The 23,734-nt window shown below is 61.4% G+C and carries 19 protein-coding genes; 9 read left to right on the top strand and 10 right to left on the bottom strand.

What is annotated here, in order from left to right:
* Positions 1–15 precede the first annotated feature (15 nt).
* Complete coding sequence (locus I8746_RS08615) at positions 16–1,632, top strand: response regulator (RefSeq protein WP_012052181.1); 1,617 nt, start codon at positions 16–18, stop codon at positions 1,630–1,632.
* Between the two features lie 6 nt (positions 1,633–1,638).
* Here I8746_RS08615 and I8746_RS08610 read toward each other — a convergent pair whose 3' ends face one another.
* Positions 1,639–3,756 carry a PAS domain-containing sensor histidine kinase gene (locus I8746_RS08610; RefSeq protein ID WP_221100456.1) on the bottom strand — a complete coding sequence of 706 codons (2,118 nt, stop codon included), beginning with the start codon at positions 3,754–3,756 and terminating at the stop codon, positions 1,639–1,641.
* A gap of 139 nt (positions 3,757–3,895) precedes the next feature.
* Between I8746_RS08610 and I8746_RS08605 the strand changes: the two genes are divergently transcribed.
* Both I8746_RS08605 and I8746_RS08600 read left to right on the top strand, forming a co-directional pair.
* Complete coding sequence (locus I8746_RS08605) at positions 3,896–4,582, top strand: type 1 glutamine amidotransferase domain-containing protein (RefSeq protein ID WP_012052179.1); 687 nt, start codon at positions 3,896–3,898, stop codon at positions 4,580–4,582.
* A 129-nt stretch (positions 4,583–4,711) separates the two neighbouring features.
* A complete protein-coding gene (locus I8746_RS08600; protein ID WP_012052178.1) occupies positions 4,712–5,518 on the top strand; it encodes a CSS-motif domain-containing protein in 807 nt (268 codons plus the stop codon).
* Between the two features lie 20 nt (positions 5,519–5,538).
* Here the strand turns inward: I8746_RS08600 and hppD are convergent, their stop codons facing one another.
* Positions 5,539–6,615 carry a 4-hydroxyphenylpyruvate dioxygenase gene (hppD, locus tag I8746_RS08595; RefSeq protein WP_003253865.1) on the bottom strand — a complete coding sequence of 359 codons (1,077 nt, stop codon included), beginning with the start codon at positions 6,613–6,615 and terminating at the stop codon, positions 5,539–5,541.
* 298 nt (positions 6,616–6,913) lie between these two features.
* On the opposite strand from hppD, the gene I8746_RS08590 reads away from it, so the two are divergent.
* Together I8746_RS08590 and rarD are read left to right on the top strand one after the other, a co-directional pair.
* On the top strand, positions 6,914–8,500 hold the full coding sequence (locus I8746_RS08590; protein WP_088512683.1) for an EAL domain-containing protein: 1,587 nt from the start codon (positions 6,914–6,916) through the stop codon (positions 8,498–8,500).
* Positions 8,501–8,533: 33 nt separating this feature from the next.
* A complete protein-coding gene (rarD, locus tag I8746_RS08585) occupies positions 8,534–9,421 on the top strand; it encodes an EamA family transporter RarD (RefSeq protein ID WP_003253870.1) in 888 nt (295 codons plus the stop codon).
* Here rarD and I8746_RS08580 read toward each other — a convergent pair.
* Complete coding sequence (locus I8746_RS08580) at positions 9,384–10,955, bottom strand: TerC family protein (RefSeq protein ID WP_012052176.1); 1,572 nt, start codon at positions 10,953–10,955, stop codon at positions 9,384–9,386. The genes rarD and I8746_RS08580 overlap by 38 nt on opposite strands.
* Before the next feature lie 291 nt (positions 10,956–11,246).
* On the opposite strand from I8746_RS08580, the gene I8746_RS08575 reads away from it, so the two are divergent.
* Positions 11,247–11,828 carry a LysE family translocator gene (locus I8746_RS08575; protein ID WP_221100455.1) on the top strand — a complete coding sequence of 194 codons (582 nt, stop codon included), beginning with the start codon at positions 11,247–11,249 and terminating at the stop codon, positions 11,826–11,828.
* Here I8746_RS08575 and I8746_RS08570 read toward each other — a convergent pair.
* The 3 genes from I8746_RS08570 to I8746_RS08560 form a co-directional block, all read right to left on the bottom strand.
* Positions 11,793–12,641, bottom strand: coding sequence for an AraC family transcriptional regulator (locus tag I8746_RS08570; RefSeq protein WP_012052174.1), 849 nt, complete (start codon positions 12,639–12,641; stop codon positions 11,793–11,795). The two genes, I8746_RS08575 and I8746_RS08570, sit on opposite strands and share 36 nt — an antisense overlap.
* A gap of 47 nt (positions 12,642–12,688) precedes the next feature.
* Positions 12,689–13,807: a glycosyltransferase 61 family protein gene (locus tag I8746_RS08565; protein WP_221100454.1), complete on the bottom strand. Its 1,119-nt coding sequence runs from the start codon at positions 13,805–13,807 to the stop codon at positions 12,689–12,691.
* Positions 13,808–14,036: 229 nt separating this feature from the next.
* A complete protein-coding gene (locus I8746_RS08560) occupies positions 14,037–15,191 on the bottom strand; it encodes a hypothetical protein (protein WP_017148312.1) in 1,155 nt (384 codons plus the stop codon).
* 451 nt (positions 15,192–15,642) lie between these two features.
* On the opposite strand from I8746_RS08560, the gene I8746_RS08555 reads away from it, so the two are divergent.
* The 3 genes from I8746_RS08555 to I8746_RS08545 all read left to right on the top strand — a co-directional run bounded on the left by I8746_RS08555 (position 15,643) and on the right by I8746_RS08545 (position 19,085).
* Complete coding sequence (locus I8746_RS08555) at positions 15,643–17,262, top strand: NADP-dependent glyceraldehyde-3-phosphate dehydrogenase (protein ID WP_012052171.1); 1,620 nt, start codon at positions 15,643–15,645, stop codon at positions 17,260–17,262.
* Between the two features lie 110 nt (positions 17,263–17,372).
* Positions 17,373–17,852 (top strand): VOC family protein, encoded by a 480-nt coding sequence (locus I8746_RS08550; RefSeq protein ID WP_004577478.1) that lies wholly within the window; start codon positions 17,373–17,375, stop codon positions 17,850–17,852.
* 51 nt (positions 17,853–17,903) lie between these two features.
* Positions 17,904–19,085 carry a hypothetical protein gene (locus I8746_RS08545; protein WP_012052170.1) on the top strand — a complete coding sequence of 394 codons (1,182 nt, stop codon included), beginning with the start codon at positions 17,904–17,906 and terminating at the stop codon, positions 19,083–19,085.
* Between the two features lie 126 nt (positions 19,086–19,211).
* On the opposite strand, the gene ilvA is transcribed toward I8746_RS08545, so the two are convergent.
* From ilvA to I8746_RS08525, 4 genes are all read right to left on the bottom strand, one after another.
* Entirely contained in the window at positions 19,212–20,771 is a 1,560-nt protein-coding gene (gene ilvA / locus I8746_RS08540) for a threonine ammonia-lyase, biosynthetic (RefSeq protein ID WP_012052169.1), read from the bottom strand.
* Between the two features lie 180 nt (positions 20,772–20,951).
* A complete protein-coding gene (locus I8746_RS08535) occupies positions 20,952–21,383 on the bottom strand; it encodes a PACE efflux transporter (protein ID WP_003253887.1) in 432 nt (143 codons plus the stop codon).
* Positions 21,384–21,626: 243 nt separating this feature from the next.
* Positions 21,627–22,925, bottom strand: coding sequence for an ATP-binding protein (locus I8746_RS08530; RefSeq protein ID WP_012052168.1), 1,299 nt, complete (start codon positions 22,923–22,925; stop codon positions 21,627–21,629).
* A 6-nt stretch (positions 22,926–22,931) separates the two neighbouring features.
* Entirely contained in the window at positions 22,932–23,633 is a 702-nt protein-coding gene (locus I8746_RS08525) for a response regulator transcription factor (RefSeq protein WP_003253889.1), read from the bottom strand.
* Positions 23,634–23,734: the final 101 nt, after the last annotated feature.

Genomic DNA, 23,734 nt, shown 5'->3' with positions numbered 1-23,734 from the left:
TAAAGGAGAGTCGTTTTGGCCAGTTCGTTGGCGCTGGATGAACGTGCCTTGATCCTCGCACCGCCACAACTGGCGGCGGATACCTCACGTCTGTTGACTTCCGCCGGCATCAACAGCCTCTGCGCGGTCGACCTGGCCAACCTGCAGGCGCGTCTGGCCGAAGGCGCAGGCTTGGCGATCATTGCCGAGCAGGTGTTCAGCCAAGGCCCAAGCGCCTTGCTGCAGGCATTCATCGACCAGCAACCGAGCTGGTCGGATTTGCCCATCGTGCTGCTGAGCCAGAGCGCCTGGTCGGCCGCTGGCGTGAGTCATCATCCGGTGGGCAATCTTCTATGGCTGGGCGCGCCCTACGAAAATGCCCAGTTACTGCACATCACCCGATCCGCGCTGCGCAACCGCCGGCGACAGTACGTTACACGTGATCAACTCCATGGCATGCAGCAGCGCCTGGACAGCCGGCCTTCAACGCCGGAAGAAGAGCAGGACCGCGGTGAGTTCGCCCGCTGCCAGGCACGCAAGATGGAGGCCATCGGCCAACTGGCCGGTGGCGTGGCGCATGACTTCAACAACCTGCTCACCAGCATCAGCGGCAGCTTTGAACTTATCCAGCGGCGCCTGAGCAAAGGCCGCAGCGAGGGACTGGATGGCGTTCTGTGCATGGGCCGCGAGGCCGTTTCACGCGCCGCCCGCCTGACCCACCGCCTGCTTGCCTTCTCTTCCCGCCAATCGCTGCACAGCCAACGTATAGACCTGCCTACCTTGCTCAAGACAGAGCGCCTCGAAGCTTGCCTGAGCCCGTCGATAACCCTGCAAGTGCACGCGGCCAAAGACCTGTGGCCTGTGGAGGCGGATGACCAGCAGTTGCAAGAAGCCCTCGGCAACCTGCTGCTCAATGCCAGCGAGGCCATGCCCAACGGTGGCCTGCTGCGCATCGAGGCGAACAATCATCACATCGCTACCGAGCAATTCGCTGACGGCGCTTTGCGCACTGGCGACTATGTGCGCCTGCGAATCATCGACAGCGGCCAAGGTATGGCGCAAAGCACGCTGGAGCACGCCTTCGAACCCTTCTTCAGCACCAAGGCGACCGGCCAGGGCATTGGCTTGGGGTTGTCGATGGTGTACGGCTTCAGTAAGCAGTCCCATGGGCATATCACCCTCAGCAGCGAGATTGGCCAGGGAACCCAGGTGGAGCTGTATTTGCCACGCCATGTCGACCAGGCCCTGCCATCCAGCGAGCCTGTGCCGCCCAGGCAAGACGGCTGCAGCCGACACGTGCTGATTGTCGAGGACGATCCCCATGTGCGCCAATTGCTTTGCCAGGCACTGGGCGAAAACGGCTTCCCCTGCCAAAGCGCAGCCGACGCCAACGAGGGACTGAAGGTGCTGCGCTCGGCACAACCGGTGGATTTGCTGATCACCGATGTGGGCTTGCCCGGCATGAACGGCCGGCAACTGGCAGAAATTGCCCGCAACCTGCGGCCTCGATTACCGGTGCTGTTCATCACCGGTTACGCGGAAACGGCCATGGCCCGCGAAGGCTTCCTGGGCGCAGGCATGCACCTGATCTGCAAGCCCTTCGAGTTGCAGCAGTTGCAGGCGCGAGTGACACAGATTCTAGGCAAGCCTTGAAGCGCCTTACGCCTCAAGCATGCGTAGCGCCTCATCGGCAAGCAGCGCCAGCGAAAACGGCTTGTTCAACAATGCCGTGCCCGGCTGATCGAGCAATTGCGCTTCAATGGTCTGATCCGCATAACCGGTGATGAACAGTATTTTCTGCTGTGCAAGCTGCATGCGCATGGCCTTCGCCACTTGCCGGCCACTGAACCCGCCCGGCAATCCGATATCGGTGATGACCAGATCGAAAGGGCCGCCATGGCGGAAGCGCTCCAGTGCGCTATTGGCATCGCCCACATCCGTGACGTCAAATCCACGCTCAGTCAGGTACTCGCGCATGACCGCGCGCAGATCAAGCGCGTCATCCACCAGCAGCAGGCGCTTGCCCAGTGCCATGTGCTGCGAAAGCGGTACCGGCACGGGCTCATCCGGAACCGGCTCATGGCACCTGGGGAAAAGCATGGACACCTTGGTGCCCTGCTCTGGCGCCGACTCGATCCAGGCATACCCGCCCGACTGACGGACGAAGCCATATACCATCGACAGACCAAGCCCGGCCCCACGCCCGAGAGGTTTGGTTGTGTAAAACGGCTCAAAAGCCCTGGCGATATCCACCACTGCCATGCCATGGCCATCATCCTCGACATGCAACGCCACATAGTCGCCTGGCGGCAAGCCACTTTCATCCGGGAAAAACGCAGTCAGCCGTTCGTTCACGCTGCTGATGGTGACATTCCCTTGTTCCAGGCACGCTTCACGCGCATTGGCACACAAGTTGACCAAGGCATTCTCGAGCTGGGGCACGTCCAGGCTCACTGCCCAAGGTGCAATGTCCAGTTGCCAGTGCAAACGCATTTCTGCCCCCAACGCCCGCAGCAACAGGGGTTCGCTCAAACGTAACTGCCGCTTGAAGTCCAGTGGCCGAGGGGCCAGTGGCTGATGGCGGGAAAATGCGATCAACCGATGGGTCAGGTCCATGGCCCGCTGTACCGCGTCGCGCGCAACGTCCACGTAGGCCTCCACACGCTCCAGCCGCCCCTCCTGCAGGCGCCGCTGCAGCAGTTCGAGGCTGCCACCGATACCGGACAGCAAGTTGTTCATTTCATGGCCCATGCCGCCTGCCAACTGGCCAACCACCTCCATACGCTCGCTGTTGTGCATCAGCATCTCTGCCTGACGCGCAGCCTCCTCACGGTCTGCGGTGATGTCGCGGCCAACCGCAGTCAGCAGGCTGCCGTCAAACCGCGCACTCCAGCGAAACCAGTGGTAGTGACCATCGCGGTGTCGCAGGCGGATCTCCAACTGCTCCGCGTGGCTGCATTGCAGCAGCTCGGACACTGCCAATTGCACTTCGGCACGCTCTGTCGGGTGCACCAGCTGCATCACCGACATCGCCTGCACGTGTTCTTCTGTCCAGCCCAGAATGCGGTACCAGGCCGGGTTGGCAGCATGCAGTTTCAATTCAGGGGTGAGCATCATCATCGCTTCGCGCGACAGCAACCAGAACTGCTCTCGCTCGGCCACATGCTGCTCAACCTGGCGTTCAAAGCTCTGCACCTGCTCACGCCAATGGCGGTGGGCCTCGACGCTGGCCGTGGTCTCGATCACCGTATGCAGAAACCCCGCCACGTTACCGAGTTCATCGTGCAGGGGGGCATAACCGAATGCGCACCATAGCGGTTCGGCGCCTTCACTGCGGACGATACGCAAGGGTAGGTCCTCGACAAAACTCGACTGGCCTTCCAGTGCCTTGAACACCCAGGGTCCCACTGCAGGCCAGATATCACTCCACAGGGTATCGAACGCCATGCCCAGCGCATCCGGTAATGCCCGCAACGCCCGGTAGCCATCGTTATGCACTACACACAGGTCGGGCCCCCAGACCACCGCACACGGGAAGGGTGACAAATGCATCATGTCCACGGCAATGCGCAACGAAGCCGGCCAGCGCGACAATGGCCCAAGCGAGGTACGCCACCAGTCGAACTGGGCAATACGCTCCCCCATCGGCGCGATCAATGGCAAAACAGGCGACTGCAGGATGACCTGCGACGCAGGCTCGCGTGGCGTATCGTTTGCGACCAATACCGTGACTCCAGCAATGCTAAGGGTTGACCACAGCGCCGCCAAGCCTGGCATGCTCGCCCGTGGATTTGTTCAAATTAGCACAGCATGTCCCGCACACCATGGCGCACTTGCAGGTGACAGCTATGCTATTTAGGTTTTCCCTCGGGCCAGGGAGCACCGGCCCATTCAGGTTGGCGACGGGAGCAGGGTCATGAGCAAGAAAATTCTGGTGGTACTGACCAATACAGCGAAGTATCCAACCCTCAAACGGGCGACCGGGTTGTGGCTGGGTGAAGCCGTTCACTTTGTCGAGAAAGTCGAAAAGGCCGGCTACACCGTCGACTATGTCAGTCCACAGGGCGGTTACGTTCCCGTCGATCCGCACAGCCTGCAGATGGCCCCTGACCTGGACTGGCAGTGGTACGACGACAAGCGTTTCATGACGCGCCTTGGCAGTACCTTGGCCCCAGGGCAGGTGAAGGCTGACGAATACAGCGTCATCTATTACACCGGTGGTCATGGGGTAATGTATGACTTCGCAGAAAACCAGGCTCTGCAGGAACTGGCACGCAAAATCTACGAAAAAGGTGGCATTGTCGCAGCAGTCTGTCACGGCGTTGTCGGCCTGCTGAGCATCAAGCTGAGTAACAACTGCCTGCTCCTCAAAGGCCGTAAGGTGACCGGCTTTTCCAACATAGAGGAAAAACTGGCCGAACTGGACGACAAAGTGCCGTTCCTGACGGAGAACGAACTTGTAGCTCGCGGCGGTGAGTACAGCAAACATGATGAGCCGTGGAAGCCGTACGTGGTCGACGATGATAGGCTGATCACCGGGCAGAACCCCGCTTCCACTGCCTTGCTGGCCGAGACAGTGCTGAAAAAGCTCAAGGGCACTTAGCTACATCAAGGCGCTCGATTTCCTACCGCTTCAGCTGCAGCCGGACTACAGCAGCGCGGACAGCAAATACATAGGCTCAGGGCTCAGCTGTTCACCACGAACAGTTTCAGAGCGGAGAACTATTAGCCTATGTCGAAAATCATGCACGCGGGGCGCAGCATGGTAGAGCTGCTGCTACTCATTGCGGTGGCGCTGGTGCCTGTGGTTTCCGGTTTGCTGGTGATGGCTTTTCAGCTGGAAGCAAAACTTGCAGAAAACGCCAACATTTCCGTTCAGGAGGCGGTTTTCAGCGTCGACAATGCACTGGACAGAATGCACGAGACGGCCCTGCGCACCCTGCCCTTTGCAGGGGAATCTTGCGATAGCGTCAAAAGTGCCTTGCAGGACCAGGTTGCCATTCGCTCCATGATCAGGTCACTGACCTTACTCAAAGACAATCAACCCTACTGCAGCACGGCTTCAGGTTCGCTGGAGCATTATTCATCCTTCGCGTCGTCCGGCCAGCGAGTCGCACTGTCCTACGGCCCTCCTGATACGCGTCAGAAGCTGCTGGTCGACTTTCACCAGAAGGGCAAAAGCAATAGCGTAATCGTGACAGCCTATGCCATGCAGATTCGCAACGAGCTGGATGGTTTTCTGGATGGGCTGACACTGCTGGTCGAATTTGGCGACCGCTACATATGGAGCAATGGTGACAGCCGTGACCTTAAGCGCCCCTCACAGTCCGAATTCTTTACAAGCGCAATGTCGGCCAAATATGGATATACGGTCAAAGGTGGCTACCCGGAGGGTTTCACCGCTCAGGAAATCCGCCAGTCAGTGCTGCAGATCGCCCCCTCGCTGATGCTGGTGGGGATCGTGACCGGCTCGATCGTCTACCTGGCCCTGTTCAGGGCACGTGCCAACAGACGGGGTACCGCCGCCGAACGAAGCTGACGACGGTACTCCAGGGGCGATCAGTCTGTGCTCAGCACGCCGCGGCGTACCTGGTCACGCTCGATGGATTCGAACAGCGCCTTGAAGTTGCCTTCACCGAAGCCATCGTCACCTTTGCGCTGGATGAACTCGAAGAAGACCGGGCCAAGCAGGGTTTCCGAGAAAATCTGCAGCAGCAGGCGCTTGTCTTCGGGCTGCGAGGCGCCATCGAGCAGGATGCCACGCGCTTGCAGTTGGTCGACCGGCTCACCATGGCCAGGCAGGCGCTCTTCCAGCATTTCGTAGTAGGTTTGCGGTGGCGCGGTCATGAAGCGCATGCCCAGCCCCTTCAGGGCATCCCAGGTCTTGAGCAGGTCATCGGTCAGGAAGGCCACGTGCTGGATACCTTCACCGTTGAACTGCATCAGGAACTCTTCGATCTGCCCCGCGCCCTTGGACGACTCTTCGTTGAGCGGAATGCGGATCATGCCATCAGGCGCAGTCATGGCCTTGGAGGTGAGGCCGGTGTATTCGCCCTTGATGTCGAAGTAGCGGATTTCACGGAAGTTGAACAGTTTCTCGTAGAACCCGGCCCAGTAGGCCATGCGCCCGCGGTAGACGTTATGGGTGAGGTGGTCGATGATTTTCAGGCCAGCACCCACCGGGTTGCGATCCACGCCTTCGATGAAGTTGAAATCGATGTCGTAAATCGAACTGCCTTCCTCGAAGCGGTCGATCAGGTAGAGCGGTGCCCCCCCGATACCCTTGATCGCAGGCAGGCGCAATTCCATCGGGCCGGTTTCGATTTCTACCGGCTGGGCGCCCAGTTCCAGGGCGCGGGCATAAGCCTCATGGGCATTGCGCACGCGAAAAGCCATGCCACATACCGACGGGCCGTGTTCAGCGGCGAAGTACGAAGCGATGCTTTTGGGTTCATTGTTCAGGATCAGGTTGATGCCACCCTGGCGATACAGGTGCACATCCTTGGAGCGGTGGGTGGCCACTTTGGTGAAACCCAGTATCTGGAATACAGGCTCAAGTACGCCAGGGGTCGGCGAAGCCAGTTCGATGAACTCAAAGCCCATCAGGCCCATTGGATTGTCGAAGATATCAGCCATGTTCGTGTCCTCATCTGCTGCGAAAATTATAGATTGCGTAGGATGTGGAACAGAAACGGCGGTGAGCACGGGATACCGCGCACGCTGCGGGCGAGGAAGTCACCTATGATCAGCTTGAACCCATGGTATGTCATATGGACCCATTCTCGGCGGGCTTGATCCTTCGGAGGTGAAGGACCTTATTGTTGTATTCGTAAATCGATTCTACATTGCGTAAAATGGTTTGTCGCGTTTTAGTTGCTCGCACGCGGCGACAAACGGCTATCCTCTCGTTTTACGCCATGATAGTCAGGTCAGCATGCCCCTTACCGCCAAACGCCGCGCCGCACTCAGCTGGCGCACGCTCTTGCCTTGGGTCGTCGGCCTTCTGCCGGTCATGTGCGGCCTGGCCGTGATGAACTGGCAGGTCGAGCGTGAAATGCAGGCCAGCAGCCACGCCACCACCCGCCAGGCGTTGGAGCACGTCGAACACATCCTCGACAACCTGTCCCGAGCCGCCAATTCGCTGCTTCCACTGACTGACAGTTCATGCGAGCAGGCCCAGCTCATGCTACGGGCCCAGGTTACCCGCAATGCCTTCGTGCGCTCGACCAACCTGTTCAGGCACAACAACCTGTATTGCACCTCGCTGTTCGGCGAGTTCGATGAACCGGTCAATCCTGGCGATTACGTCGACGGCAAGTTATGGCTGATGGACGGCAACTCGGTTACGCCGGGCCACCCGCTGCTGGTCTACCGTGCCAGCGACGGCGACCACGGCGCAATCACCACGGTGGATGGCGACCACCTGCTGACAGCACTGCGCCTGATCGGGCCCGATGAAGAACTGCAAATCCGCGTGGGCGACGCGTGGATGGGCAAGGACGGCGTGGTCCACAAAGGCGTCTCCCCTGCCGCCCCCAGCGCCAACGTGCTGATAGGCTCGACGCGTTACCCTTTCAGCGTGCAGGGCGGCTACAGTGCCGACAAGCAAGGCCAACTGTTGCGCAGCCACTACCCTGGCCTGCTCAGTCTGTTGCTGGTACTGGGTGCCCTGGCGGCGCTGGCGTGCCGCTGGCAGATTCGCCGCGCCACCTCACCGCGTGCCGAACTGGACCGTGCCCTGCAGGCCGATGAATTCCTGCCGTATTTTCAGCCGGTGGTGCGCAAGGGCGATTACCGCTGGGCCGGTGCGGAAGTGCTGATGCGCTGGCACCACCCACGAGAAGGCCTGGTTCGCCCCGACCTGTTCATCCCCTATGCCGAACACAGCGGGCAGATTGTCGCCATGACCCGCGCGCTGTTGACCCATACCGCGCAAAGCCTGGCGCCTTATGCCGGGTTGTTGGAAGACGGCTTCCATATTGGTGTCAACATCACCGCTGACCACTGCCGCGACCTCAGCCTGCTGGATGACTGTCGCACGTTCCTGCAGCACTTTCCGCCCGGCCGGGTGGTGCTGACCCTGGAACTGACAGAGCGCAAGCTGATCGAGCCCACGCCGGTCACCCTTGAGTTGTTCGAAAAGCTGCATGCCATGGGCGTGATGATCGCGCTCGACGACTTCGGCACCGGCCAGTCGAGCCTCAACTACCTGCGGCAATTCAAGGTCGACTACCTGAAGATCGACCAGAGCTTCGTTGCCATGATCGGCGCCGATGCGCTGTCAGTGCACATACTCGAGAGCATCATTGAACTGTCAGGAAAGCTGGACCTGGGCATCGTTGCCGAGGGTGTGGAAACCGACCTGCAGCGCGACTACCTGGCCAAGCATGGGGTGGACTTCCAGCAGGGTTACCTGTTTGCCAGGCCCATGCCGGCCGCCCAGTTCCTCGAAGCCTTGGCCACTCGCCCGGGCGTAACGCAGTTGCCGCAAGAGGCGCCCCCTGAGATCATGCGCGGCTGATCAACCCGCTCAATTCCCGTATTCGAGGCATTCGTGTCAAAAGGCATTGTTTCATCGGTCATGGCGTCCTGCCTGTTCGCTGTGATGTACTTCTATACCTCCCTGCTCAAGCCACTCGATGGCGAAGAAATCTTTGGCTGGCGCACCCTGCTGACACTGCCCTGCCTCACCTTGTTCATGCTTGTCTCGAAAGACTGGAAGCGAGTGGGCGAACTGATGGGCCGGGTAAAACGCACGCCGGTGCTGTTGCTCGGCATGGTCGGCACGTCCTGGCTGATGGGGGTGCAACTGTGGCTGTTTCTCTGGGCGCCCCTGCACGGGCGCAGCCTGGAAGTGTCGATGGGTTACTTCCTGCTGCCACTGGCCATGGTCCTGACCGGGCGGCTGGTCTATGGCGAGCGCCTGTCACGCCTGCAGACGGTAGCCGTGGCCTGCGCCGCACTGGGCGTGGGCCACGAGCTGTACCAAAATGGCAGTTTTGCCTGGGAAACCCTGCTGGTAACGATCGGCTACCCGGTCTACTTCGTGCTGCGCCGACGCTGCCGCACCGACCACCTGGGCGGCCTGTGGTGCGACATGTGCCTGCTGCTGCCGTGGGCGCTGTACTTCGTGATCCAGAGCCCACTTTCCAGCGCTGACCTGCAAGCACACCCGGGGCTGTATGTGTTGGTGCCGATCCTTGGCGCGATCAGCGCTTCGGCGCTTATCGCCTACGTGCTGGCCAGCCGCATGCTGCCATTCAGCCTGTTCGGCCTGCTCAGCTACGTCGAACCCGTGCTGCTGGTGGGCGTGGCGTTGCTGCTGGGCGAAACCATCGGCCCGGATCAGTGGCTGACCTACCTGCCAATCTGGGCCGCAGTACTGGTGCTGGTGCTTGAGGGCTTCAAGCACCTGCTGCGTCAGCGTCGCCGCTCGGTGTAAGCCGAACCTGGCGTACCCGTCGCTCTTCAACCGCCTCCACGGTCAGCATCCAGCCATTCCAGGCTAGCCGATCACCGACCATCGGCAGGCGGTCGAGCAAGCTCATCACCAGGCCCGCAAGGGTCTGGTAATCCTCGGTAGCACGGGCACTGAAGCCAGTACGCGCCTGCACCTGGCTGAGGTTCAGCGCGCCGCTGACCACAAAGCCTTCCCCCTCCTGGACGATGCCCGGGCCTTCAACTTCACTGGCATCCGGCAGCTCACCGGCAATCGACTCAAGGATGTCGGTCATGGTCAACAGCCCGGTGAAGTCACCGAACTCGTTGACCACGAAGGCAATATGGGTCGACTGACCGCGCATTTGCTCCAGGGCATTGAGGATGCTGAAGCTCTCCAGCAGGTTCAACGGCGCCCGGGCCATGTTTTCCAGGTCGGGCTGGCTGCCCGAGAGCAGTTCCTTCAGCAGTTCCTTCTTGTGCACAAAGCCCAGGGGCTCGTCCACGCGACCATCGCGGATCAGCGGCAGGCGCGAGTACGGCGAATTGGCCAGGGCCTGGGCAATGGCGTCGGCCGGTTGCGCCAGGTCGATCACATCAACCTCGGCACGGGCTGTCATCACCGTACGAATCGGCCGCTCGGCCAGGTTCAGCACGCCGCTGATCATGACCCGCTCACGGCGGTCGAACAGCACCTGTTCCCCGCCGCCCTCGACCAGGTCGGCAATCTCCTCGCCGACCTCGTCAGCCTCGACCCGGCGGCCGCCCAGCAGGCGCAGCACGGCATGAGCAGTACGTTCACGCAACGGCTTGTGCTGTTGCAGGCTGCGCTTGCGACGGGCGCGCGCCAGCTGGTTGAACAGCTCGATCAGGATCGAGAAGCCGATGGCCGCGTACAGGTAGCCTTTCGGGATATGGAAGCCCAGGCCTTCGGCGGTGAGGCTGAAACCGATCATCATCAGGAAGCCCAGACACAGCATGATCACCGTGGGGTGGGCGTTGACGAAGCGGGTCAGCGGCTTGCTGGCAACGATCATGATACCGATCGAGAAGATCACCGCGATCATCATCACGGACAGCTCATCGACCATGCCCACCGCCGTGATCACGGCATCCAGCGAGAATACCGCGTCCAGTACCACGATCTGGGCAACGATCGGCCAGAACGCGGCATGGCGCAGCGTGCCACTGGCCTGGGTCACGTGACCTTCCAGGCGTTCGTGCAGCTCCATGGTGGCCTTGAACAGCAGGAACACACCACCGAACAGCATGATCAGGTCACGGCCAGAGAAGCTCTTGCCGAACACTTCGAACAGCGGTGCGGTCAGGGTGACCATCCACGAAATGCTGGCCAACAGGCCCAGGCGCATGATGAGCGCCAGGCTCAGGCCAATGACCCGCGCGCGGTCGCGCTGATGGGGCGGCAACTTGTCGGCAAGGATGGCGATGAACACCAGGTTGTCGATACCCAGCACCAGTTCGAGGACGATAAGCGTCAACAGGCCTAGCCAGGCCGTGGGGTCGGCTAACCATTCCATTAGCGGGTACTCACGTGGAACACGTCACAAGGACGGGAGAAGGATGGCCAGAAAGGCCGAAGACTGGGGGGCTCCGCGAAGGTGCTCATATAGACCTTGATAACAAATTGGGAGAACGATGCTACAAGCACAGCACGTTTCTGTTGTAGCGCAAAACTATTACAAAACCTGTAACAACCCTGCATCACCATTAGCCCTGCAGGCGCGAGTCGTGCGCGGGTACTTTTGTTCAATACATCAGACCGTCGGCGACGCGAGGATAACGCCTCCCCAACCACGTGGATCTTCCTCATGAGCCTATCCCTGTCCATGGCCGCCTTCGCCCTTGCGGCCTCTATCTCCCCCGGCCCGGTCAACATCGTCGCCCTTGGCAGCGGTGCCCGCCATGGCCTGCGCGCCAGCCTGGCGCATGTGGCCGGTGCCACGCTGGGTTTCTGCCTGCTGCTGGTGCTGGTCGGGCTGGGCCTGCATCAACTGCTGCTTCGCTGGCCTTTGCTGGGCCTGATGTTGCACTGGGGCGGGGTGGCGTTTCTGCTGTACATGGCGTGGAAGCTGGCCAGTGACGACGGTAACCTGAACAACGCACAGCCTACCCAAGCCCCTTCAGCCTGGCACGGCGCAGCAATGCAGTGGCTGAACCCCAAAGCCTGGTTGGCCGCCGTTGCCGGGGTGGGTGCCTACACCGGTGGTGAAAAGCACTTGCTGTGGCTGTTTGCCTGGATCTACGGGCCGATCTGTTTCATCTCGGTGGCCTGCTGGGCCTGGGCCGGCAGCGTGATTCGCCAGTACCTGGACAACCCACGTCACCTGCGCATGCTCAATCGGAGCCTGGCTGTGTTACTGGTCGCCAGTGCGGTTTACCTGATCCTTTAAGGCATGCACGGCTCCTGCAGGAGCGCCCAGGCTAGCGACGGCATTTCTGTAATGCCCCGGTGTCGCCGCCAGGTGCTGTTTGAATGCCCGCTGCAGGTGTGCCTGATCAGCGAACCCGGCCTCCTGTGCAACTTCAGCAATTGAACGGCCCTGGCGCAACTGCGCCCGGGCCAGTTGTACACGCTGGTCTAGCAGGTAACCATGGGGCGTCAGGCCGAAGCGTTGGCCAAAGGCACGAATCAGGTAGGAACGGGACAGGCCGCAAGCCCCGCAGATGTCTTCGAGGCTGAGCGGGTCACTGCGGTGGGCGCGTATGAAAGCAGCCGCTGCATCCAGCCGTGGATTGCCCTGGTCAATCTCGCTGGCATTACGGGCAAGCATGCCCGGCAGCTCGCTGAACAGGGCCGCCAGGCGGGTTTCCCGATCAGGCAGCCTGGCGTCGAACAGGTCGGCAAAGGCCTGCAACAGCCGCCCGTACAATACAGGTGAGCGGCTCCAGGTCTGCGTTGGCAGGGTAAAACCCACTGCCTGCAACCAAGGCTGATCGACGAACAGCATCAGGTAAGACCAGGATTCCCCGGCAACAGGGTTGCAGGTATGCACCACGCCCGGGTTCATCAACACCGTGGTACCCGCCCCCACCTCAACGCACTGGTCACTGTTGATGTAAGTGCTACGCCCCCCCGTGATCACCCCGATGGAGAAGCTCTCGTGAGAGTGCGCGGCGTAGCACACCTTGCGCCCGTCCCCTACCCGTCGGGCTTCGACGAACGGCAAGGCAGGGTCGCGCCAAAACCGTGATACCTCGATCATCCTCTACTGCCCTGCCCGCCGCGGATCCATGCACCGATACTACACACTTATCGTGGGAACAGATCCAACGTGCGCTCCACTTCGTCAATATCGATCCTGAAACCGTCGCCTTCCGGCAGGCCCACCACAAAGCCAAAATGCTGCTGGTCACGATCCGTCAGGTATTTGTAGTAACTGACGAAACGGTTCGGCGGCTGCAAAGTCAGCAGGCAGCCTCCAGCCTGCAGCACATTCACGCCATGCACCAACTGGCTACCCTCCACCCCAATGACCACTTTAGCCCCGGCGCAGGCCGCGACAATGCTCGGCACATCGGACTTCAGCGGGTTGACGATGCGAAAACCGCGGGTAGTACGCAAGTGTTCGGCAAGCTCCAGCTCGTTGCGCAACAGGCGCAGGTCACCATCACCGCCCCGCAACAGGAAAACCCCCGGGTGCTGCGTGTACGACACATGCGAGAGCAGCTTGTCACCCATGGCCCGGTAGCGAGCATGCCGGCTGCGGTTGTTGCTCTGGTCATCGAACAGCACCAGCTCACGGAAGAACGCACTGCGCAGGCGCAAAGGCTTCATGTCCAGCCAGTCTTCATAGGCCGGTGCCTGGGTAAACAGCGGATACCTGGCAGAGGGGGCGGTGGTCACCGGGATGCCCTCGTTGCAGGCCAGCGCATAGGTCGGACAATCTTCCATCAACCAGGTGCCGAACCAGGCGTTACCGTTTTGTGTGCAGTAGATTGCAGCGCGGTCGATTTCATTGTCGATGAGGATGGTCGGGAAGGTACTCGGCTTCTGTGACAGCCAATGGCTGGCCTTGCCCTTGTACAACGCCCCCTCGACCAGCCATACATCCTTGATCAAGTAGCCGCGGGTTGGCCCTTGCAATGTGTTGACGCCCCCCTCCATGGTCTGCGCCGGGTGCACGTAGGGGTAAAACCGCTTGCCTTCCCAGCCCGTTACCCGCTCCAGCTGGCCAGGCAGGAAAATGGCCGGTGGCGAAACCGTGGCTTCGCCCGGGGCGATGTCCCAGCACTTGGTGGCGACGCTCTTGAGATCGGTCGCCGCTTTTCCACCCAGCCGTTTGCGCGCCATGTGGCGGTAGGCGGCCAAGGTCCAGCTGTGTTGCCTGCCTGCGGGCGATGCACTGAACTGCGAGATGTCGCTTCCCATGAAGCGTCCTCCCTTGATGGCGAAATGTGGAGCCCGGCGCTAGGCGCTGTACGAAAAGTCTTGAGACGCAGGTCAGGCAAGGCGAAAACAGCCGAGGAACGGCCGGGGTCGCGCCCGACTGTACTGGAGTACATGAGCATTCCGAGGCGGTTTTCAACGCAGCATGAACCAGTATCAAGGCTTTTCTTACAGCGCCTAGGCGCCAGATCAAAGCATCCCTGGCAGTTACTCAATTACTCGTGACTCTTTCCATGGTGGGCGGTGACTGCAAGCTGGCGTAACGGCTGCGCAACGTTTGCACAAACGGTTCGCCTGCCCCGCTGCCGCCATAGAGATAAATCTTGTGCAGGCCACCAAACACCATTTCGTGATAGCGACTGGCAACTTCCTCATCGCTTGGGCCATCCGGGAGCCCCAAATGCAACGTCAGCTTGTCGCCTTCGACCGCGAACATCGGCGTGTCCCACAGGAACTTTGCCGTACCGGTCTTGGGCAGGCGGACAAACAGGTACGCATGGTTACCCAGCGAATCGATATCACCACCGCGGCGGCGCTTCCACTTCAGCAGGCCGTCGTCCGGGCGCGCCAGACACAGGCCGATGTCGTAATAATCGAAGCCCTGCTCCAGTGCCCATTCAAGCGCCATGAAGGTGGTGATCGAATTCACCTCGCGCAATTTCTTCGCATCGGAAAACACCGCCTCGCAATAGCCAAAGCGCAACGTGCTCCAGTAACGCTTGCCGCCGCGTACCACTTCACACCCCAGGTGGCAGCCGATCACCTCATCGCCCAGCATGATCAAGTCTAGCCGGCCGACACTCTTGGCAATACGGAACACCTCTTCGGTAGGAAACTGCGCGGCATGAATGCCCTGCCGGGCCGAAGCATAAGGGCGCAGCAAATCCCGGTCGGCCATGGCGATTTCTTCGTCCGAAAGGGCTTGGCGCATGTGATACAGCGGCCGGTTCTTACGAATGCTGCGCCGCAGTTCGCTGTCGTAGCGGGCCGTGATGTCTTCCAGAGGGCGCCCCAAGGGCACCACGGCGCTCAGGTAGTGCGGCACTGACAGCGCCCCCGACGTGGGCATTTCGCTGATGACCACGACGTGGCTGGCAGCCGCCGTGGCACTTGCACCGTCTACCATCGATGCGCTGCCCTGACCCTTGCCACCGATCAGCAGCTTGGCCATTTCCCGTTGCTGCTTGCGGCCGATGTAGAGGATTTCGTACGGGCTCTCCTGTTGCGGGCGAAACCTGGCGACTTCCCAACGCCAGAGACAGGCACGCGCCATCATTTCTCGCACCTTGCTGGCCAGCAGCCTGATTTCGTAGCGCATGGAGGGCGACAGGAGCTTGCGCGCCACAGTCGTCAAGGTCTTTTTCATTTCTTCTTCGACGTCCTTTTGAAGTGCTCTATTGGCCAATCGGAAAAAGAGAAAAATCCAGCAAAAACACTTAACACTTTGATTTTTATAGTGTGGCTTGCAACTTTCTTATCACATTCAGTAACAATTTAAGATGCCTGCAAACGCTTTGGCAAGCGGCTTCTGGCTGACTTTAGATCAAGTTTCATGGCGTCAAATTCCCCGCATCAAACCGACGCTCAACAACACATTTGCTATAACCGTGCCCATCAAGCTCCGCTGGCCACTTCGCTATCCATGAATAACCTTTGACGACTTGCATCAACGTCTCTCAGGCCGCTGACGGATTGCCGGGCAGGCATGGATGGCCATGTTGAACCAGACTGGTGTTTTTCCGGCAGCCAGTGCATGCTCCAAGCTGAAACGATTCAACTGACTTGAAAACCGCCCTTTGATGTGAGGTGCAGTACCCATGGACCGTTTGCTCGATTCACTCTTCCCCAGCGCCGAGAACATCCCGGAAACTTGGCGTCTGGGAGCCCCACTGGAACAACGCGACTACCTGGTCAACGGTGAACTCAGGCGCTGGGACGGCCCGTTGGCCACGGTGCGTAGCCCGGTGTGGCTCAAGCAAGGCGACGAAGAGCATCAGGTCATACTGGGCAGCGCCCCGCTGCTGGATGCCGAGACCGCGCTGACCGCCCTCGATGCTGCCGTGCAGGCCTATGACAAAGGCCGTGGCGCCTGGCCGAACATGCGCGTGGCCGAGCGTATCCAGCATGTGGAATCCTTCCTTGCCCGCATGCGTGAACAGCGCCAGGCCGTGGTCAAGCTGCTGATGTGGGAGATCGGCAAGAACCTGAAGGATTCAGAAAAGGAATTCGATCGCACCTGCGACTACATCGTCGACACCATCAACGCCCTCAAGGACCTGGACCGCCGCTCCAGCCGCTTCGAGCTGGAACAAGGCACCCTCGGCCAGATCCGTCGCGCCCCACTGGGCGTGGCCCTGTGCATGGGGCCCTACAACTACCCGCTGAACGAGACCTTCACCACGCTCATCCCGGCGCTGATCATGGGCAACACGGTGGTGTTCAAGCCGGCCAAGTTCGGCGTACTGCTGATCCGCCCCTTGCTCGAAGCGTTCCGCGACAGCTTCCCGGCAGGCGTGATCAATGTCATCTATGGACGCGGCCGGGAAACGGTGAGCGCGCTGATGGCCAGCGGCAAGGTCGATGTATTCGCCTTCATCGGCACCCACAAGGCCGCCAGCGACCTGAAAAAACTGCACCCACGCCCGCATCGTCTGCGCGCCGCACTGGGCCTGGACGCCAAGAACCCGGGCATCGTGCTACCCCAGGTCGACCTCGACAACGCTGTCGAAGAGGCCGTCACCGGGGCGTTGTCGTTCAACGGCCAGCGCTGCACGGCACTGAAGATCCTGTTCGTGCACGAGGATGTGGTCGAGGCCTTCCTCGACAAGTTTCAGCGCAAATTGGCGGCGCTCAAGCCCGGCATGCCGTGGGAACCTGGCGTGGCGCTGACACCATTGCCCGAGCCTGGCAAGGTCGACTACCTCGATGGCCTGGTTGCCGATGCGACGGCCAAGGGCGCGCGCGTGCTCAACGAAAATGGCGGGCACAGCCGCGGCTCATTCTTCTACCCGGCCTTGCTGTACCCGGTCAGCCAAGAAATGCGCGTGTACCACGAGGAGCAGTTCGGCCCGCTGGTACCGGTGGTGCCCTACCGCGACCTGCAGACAGTGATCGACTATGTGCTGGACTCCGACTACGGTCAGCAACTGAGCCTGTTCGGCAACGACCCGGCCACCATCGGCAGCCTCGTCGACATCTTCGCCAACCAGGTCGGGCGCATCAACATCAATGCTCAGTGCCAACGCGGCCCTGACACCTACCCGTTCAACGGCCGCAAGAACAGCGCCGAGGGCACGCTCTCGGTGGATGACGCTTTGCGTGTGTTCTCCATCCGGACGCTGGTCGCCACCCGCTTCCAGGAGGCCAACAAAGCGCTGATCAGCGAGATCATTCGCAACCGCCAGTCAAGCTTCCTGACCACCGACTACATCTTCTGACCGCCGCGCTTATAGACAATCGATCTAGCGTCACTGTCGATTTTCCATCTGGGCGAACGACTCTAAGCAACAGGGCGCCTTTCGGCGCCCATTGCACAGGAGAGTCGAACATGGCAGTCAAACCCATCCCCGAAGGCCAGCACAGCATCACGCCCTACCTGGCCATCAACGACGCCGCCAAGGCCATCGAGTTCTACAAGCAAGCCTTTGGCGCGAAGGAAATGTTCCGCCTCGATGCCCCGGGCGGTCGCGTTGGCCATGCCGAACTGAGAATCGGCGATTCGTCGCTGATGCTGGGCGACCCCTGCGACATGGAAGGCGGCCTCACCGCCAGCCAGAAGCTCAGCGGTGCGGGTGTTGGCCTGCACTTGTATGTTGAAGACTGCGACAAGGTTTACGCCCAGGCCCTGGCCGCCGGGGGCATCCAGTTACATCCCTTGACCGACCAGTTTTACGGTGACCGCAGCGGCACCCTGAAAGATCCGTTTGGCAACATCTGGTTCGTGTCCACCCACAAAGAGGACCTGACCCCCGACGAGATTCGCGCCCGTGCCGCGAAGATGTTCGGCGGTAGCCAAGCGGCGAGTTGAAAGCCGCGCGACTTTGCTTGAAGCTTGAGGCTCGTAGCTTGGAGCTGCTTCATGCGAATCATCGACAAAACCGCCACCCAGGTGCGCAGCCTGACCCCCGCTGAAGAGGAACTGCTGGTCGGCTTTGCCACCGGCAGCCTCGCCGGCCCGCGCCTGCTACAGGCCAACCAGCTACTGATGAAAGTACGCAACGCCAACCAGTGGCTGGCTTGCGACTGCCGCAACGATGCCTTGCCGGTGCTCAATGTCACCCTCAACGGCAGCACCGGCACACTTTTCCTCAAGAACAACCCAGGCACCGCCGAGCACGCGCCTGGCTGCCCGTTCACCAAGGACGAGCGGGAAGCCGCCGAACGTGAAAACGACCCCGCACCACCTGCCGCCTGGCTGCCACCCGATACACCCTTGCGCCTGATCAGCGACTTCCGTGCTGGCACGGCCGGTGGCGCCGGCGACGGCAACGACAGACGCGAACAGCAGCGCCTGCTGTCACTGCTGCTAACCTGGATTGAAACCAGCGGGCTCAACCTCTACGCCACCCACTTGAAAAAAGACCTGACCACGCAGTTTGCCGAGTTGCGCAGCGTGGCCAGCCGCTATCCGTTGCTGGAGCGGGTGCCCGCCAGCAACTACCTGGAAACCCGCCTGGACATGAAGCACATGATGATGCTCAAGTCCCGCCTGCGCGAAGCGTCTGTGTTCGGCAACCACCGCCGCCACGGTCTGCTGCTGGACTGCGTCGACCAGATCAAAGGGCGCAAGTTGTTCAACAACCGCAGCGAGGACGGCTTCGACTTCCAGGGGCATCACCTGTACTGGGGCGGGAGCCGCACCACCGGGCCGTTGCTGGCGCTGATGATCTACTCGCCGACCAGCGCCGGCAGCCATTTCTATGAGCTGATTCATGTGGCCAGTGTGCCCGTGCTGTCGCGCGCCCACCTGTTCCCGGTGTACCGCGATGAAGAGCGCGAGCCGCTCAAGGCATTGGTGTCGCTGATCGACTGGATGGCCAGTAAAGGGGTGAAAGTGCAGATGCGTCGCCCCGTGATCGGTGGGCAGGTGATGGATGAGCTGGTGCTGACCTCGGACCAGGACCGGGTGTTGTCAGTGTCGCTGCTGGAACAGCCCATCGGCCCCGAGCCGGATACCGAGAACTTCAAGCGCTACGCCGACTTCAAAAGCCTGGAAACATTCCGCAAGTTCGTTGCCGGCTTTTTCATGCGCGAGCGTTGAAACCCACTCGTTGGCTCGCGCAGTTTCTTGCAGGAGATCGCCCTGCCCTTTGGACCGGGCGATCACGCTGCGAACAAAGGCGGCAAGCAAGCGGCTAGACACGCCTGCATTGGCCACACAGGTGCCTCAGCCCAGGAACAGCTTGTACGCCGGGTTGTCAGTCTCGTCCCAATACCGGTACCCCATCTCGTCCAGCGTCAACGGCAAGCTCGCCAATTCGTCCGCTGGCACTTCCAAAGCAGCGAACACCCGCGCCTCCGCCGCACCATGGTTGCGGTAATGGAACAGGCTGATGTTCCAACGTTTGCCCAACCGCTCCAGAAACCCCAGCAACGCCCCTGGCCGTTCGGGAAACTCGAAGCGCAGGACCCGCTCATCAGCCCCTGACGCGGCATGCCCGCCCACGGTATGGCGCACATGCAGCTTTGCCAGCTCGTTGTCGGTCAGGTCCAGCACGCTGTACCCCTGCTCCCGCAGGCTGGCCAGCAACTGCTCACGTGGGTCGTGCACCGGGTGGGTCTGCACGCCCACGAACAGGCGCGCCTCCTTGCCAGGGTAGAAGCGGTAGTTGAATTCGGTGATCTGCCGCTTGCCCAGTGCCTGGCAAAAGGCCCGGAAGCTGCCCGGCTGTTCCGGAATTGTCACGGCGATGATCGCCTCGCGCTGCTCGCCCAGCTCGGCCCGCTCGGCCACGTGGCGCAAGCGGTCGAAATTGACGTTGGCCCCGGAGTCGATGGCCACCAGGGTCTGCCCCTGCACACCTTCACGCGCCACGTACTTCTTGATCCCGGCCACGGCCAAGGCCCCGGACGGCTCGGTGATCGAACGGGTGTCGTCGTAGATATCCTTGATCGCCGCGCACAGCTCGTCACTGCTCACCGTCACCACCTCGTCGACGAAGTGGCGGCACAGCTCGAAGCAATGGGCGCCGATCTGCGCCACCGCCACGCCATCGGCAAAGGTGCCGACCTGCGGCAGGATCACGCGTTCGCCGACGGCCATGGCAGCCTGCAGGCAGTTGGAATCCACCGGTTCGACGCCGATCACCTTCACCTCAGGGCGCAGGTACTTCACATAGGCGGCGATCCCGGCGATCAACCCACCACCGCCCACGGGCACAAAGATCGCGTCCAGCGCCCCCGGGCGCTGACGGAGGATTTCCATGGCCACGGTACCCTGCCCGGCGATCACATCCGGGTCATCGAACGGTGGCACGAAGGTCGCGCCTTCGCTGTCGGCCAGCTTCAGTGCATGGGCCAGCGCATGCGGGAAGCTCTCGCCATGCAGCACCACATGCCCGCCGCGCGAACGCACGCCTTCCACTTTCAACGATGGCGTGGTGGTGGGCATGACGATCGTTGCTTTGATACCCAGATGCGATGCCGCCAAGGCCACGCCCTGGGCATGGTTGCCCGCCGAAGCGGTGATCACCCCGCGCTCACGCTGCACATCGGTCAGACGCGACAGGCGGGTGTAGGCACCGCGGATCTTGAACGAAAACGTAGGCTGCAGGTCTTCGCGCTTGAGCAACACCTGGTTGCCCAGGGCGGCAGACAAGGCCGGGGCCGCTTGCAGGGGCGTTTCGATGGCCAGGTCGTACACCGGCGCGGCAAGAATGCGCCGCACCTGCTCCGACAGCAGTTGCTGGGGGGTGACGGTAGTACGAGGGACACTGAAGCTGGTCATCGATGACTCCTTGGCTGTTTTTACGTTGCCCAGGAGTCAGAGAGAAAAAACCCGCCTCCAGGGCGGGTTCGGTGCACGTACGCGCTAGCCCGCCAAGCTGATAATGGCGGTAATAATAATGGCGTTCACGTGCGGGAATGTGTTCATGGGTAGGAACTTAGCCTGCCTCGCGGCCAGAAGTCAACACTTGGCCTGCTGCGCCGAAAGCGGCACATCGAACACCTTGTCGAAGCCCCACTGGAAGACAAAGGCGTAAACGAAGAAGAACACGAACAGCGCCAGGTTGGTCAGCAGTGCCGCCCACAGGCTCACGTCCAGCCAGTACGCCACCAGCGGCAGCAGAATCACCACCAGCCCACCCTCGAAACCCAGCGCGTGCAGCAGGCGCCGCAAGAAGGTGCGCTCACGCTTGTGCTGGCGTGCTTCCCAACGTTCGAACACCCAGTTGTAGCCCATGTTCCAGCTCATCGCGATACCCGACATCAGCACCGAGAGCACGGTCGACTGCGCCATGCCGGCGCCGAACGCCAGCTCCAGCGCGGGCGCCACACAGGCGACGGCGATGGCCTCATAGAGAATGGCCTGGACGATCTTGCGGGCCTTGCCTTGCATGTTCAGCTCCCTGAATGAACGACCTGTAAAGCTACAAGATGTAGCCCCCAAGAAAAAGCCCGAACGCTGGACAACTTCGCGCGTGGCCGCCCGGCTGTGAGGTAAAGCGTTCGCCATAGGCGTTGAAGGGCTGGACCCGCTGGGGCCGAACAACGCGTGGCGGCGCCGTCCCTGCCCAGGTGTTGCATGAAGCCAAGACCGCTTTGCGTTGGGATCAAGCCAGTTGGCAGACCAGGTGAAACATCATCCGGCGGGCAAACGAATCCTGAACTGCGCCCCACCCAGCGCCGACTGCGCCAGGGTCAAGGTACCACCCTGCCCCTCGATCGCCCGGCGGCTGATGGCCAACCCCAGGCCAAAACCACCGGTGTTGCGATCGCGACTGCGGTCCAGACGGTAGAACGGCTGGAACACCCGCTCGCGCTCCTCCACAGGGACGCCAATCCCGTCATCCTCAACCGTCAGCAAGCAGGCGCCATCGGCTTCCAGGCGCAGGCGCAGCAACAGGCTTTCATCGCAATAACGCATGGCATTGCGCACCAGGTTCTGCACCGCGCGCGCCGTCAGTCGCGGGTCCAGTACAAAGCGCGGCAACTCACCCTCGGCGCGCACTTCCCACTGGATACCCCGGCCATCGAGTTCCTCGGCAAAGCCCCCAAGCACACTGTCGACCAGCTCCAGCAGCGATACCTCCACCCGCTCTCGCGCCTGATCGGCATTGTACAACCGGCTGTAGGACAGCAGCTCCAGCACCAGTTCATCCAGCTCGCGCACATGCCCGACCAGCTCCAGCAGGCGCTTGCGGCTGGCTGGCGGCACTTCGTCGAACAGCAGCACCAGGCCGAAGTCCAGCCGGGTCAGTGGCGTGCGTAACTCGTGCGATACCGCATTGAGCAGTTCACGCTGCTGGTTGACATGGCGTTCCAGGTCACTGGCCATGGTGTCGAATACCCCGGCCAGCTCACCAATGTTGGAGTGAGGCGAAATGTGCGTACGCTCAGCCATCTGCCCCTGGCCCAGGCGCCGAGCGGTCTCCTTGAGGCGCTCCAGATCACGCCAGTGCGGCCAAACCCACAGCAGCAGGCAACCCAGCATGGCTGCACCAATCAATACGGTCACGCCCCACGACAGCACGTTGATGTCCAGCGGGTCTGGCGGGGAATGCAGGCGTACCAGCCACTCCTTGTCCAGCGGCGCCAGCACCGTCTCGTAATAGCCCCACTCGGCAATGCGCACTGCGTACAGGCCATGCTCCAGGCGCGCCTGCTCCTCATCGCTCAAACCGGCCTGATCCCTGCGCAGCAGCTGCAGTTCCAGCGGCGCGAAATCACTGGCCAGTTCCTGCTCCACCGCTGGCCACTGCTCGCGCGGGGCCTGGCGGAACTGGCGCACGATCAACGCTTGTACACCCTTGGCCTGGTCCAGGTTGTAGGCCATGAACCGGTCGCGGAACAGGCCGACAATGGTGTCAGGGATGAACAGCAATGCGCCGGCGTAGGCGACGATGATCACCAGGTACAACCGCACCAGGATCTTGAGCATGGCCGATCAGCACTCCCACTCGACACGGCTGAACAGGTAGCCCTTGCCCCACACGGTCTTGATCTTGCGCGCTTCGCCGGCGTTGTCGTCGAACTTGCGCCGCAGTTTGGAAATGGCCACGTCAACGGAGCGATCGGTGCCATTGAACTCGATGCCGCGCAGTTGTTGCAGGATACGGTCGCGGTTCATCACCTCACCGGCATTGCGCGCCAACACCACCAGCAGGTTGTACTCGCCGCTGGACAGCTCCACCTCCTCGCCGCGCCAACTCACCGTGCGCTCGGCCAGGTCGATGCGCAGGCCACCAATCAGGATCAGGTCGTTTTCCAGGCGCGGTTCGTTGACACTGCTGCGGCGCAGCAGCGTGCGCACGCGGGCCAGCAGCACGCGTGGCTCACAGGGTTTGGTCACGTAGTCGTCGGCCCCCATTTCCAGGCCAAGCACCTGGTCATGGCTGTCGTCGCGGGCCGTCAGCATGAGGATTGGCAGGGTCTGCGACTCCTGGCGCAGCAGCCGGCACAGCTGCAGGCCATCGATGCCCGGCAGCATCAGATCAAGGATGACCAGGTCAGGCCTTTGCCGACGGTACTCGTCCAGCACATGATCGCCCCGGGCGATCACCTGGACATGGAAGTCGTTGCGTTGCAGGTAGCTGGCGATCAGCTCGGACAGGGCGCTGTCGTCTTCGACCAGGAAAATATTCGGCATAGGTGCTTGGGCGTCTGGGTTGAAGTAAGCCTGTGGCGAGCGCTTCGCGGGTGAACCCGCTCCTGCAGGTCCCCGTCGGAGCGGCTTCACCCGCGAAGAGG

The sequence above is a fragment of the Pseudomonas sp. USTB-Z genome (assembly GCF_019691255.1).
Taxonomy (GTDB): Bacteria; Pseudomonadota; Gammaproteobacteria; order Pseudomonadales; family Pseudomonadaceae; genus Aquipseudomonas; species Aquipseudomonas alloputida.
The sequence above is the reverse complement of the archived record's forward strand: the minus strand, read 5'-3'. Positions and strand labels throughout refer to the sequence as shown.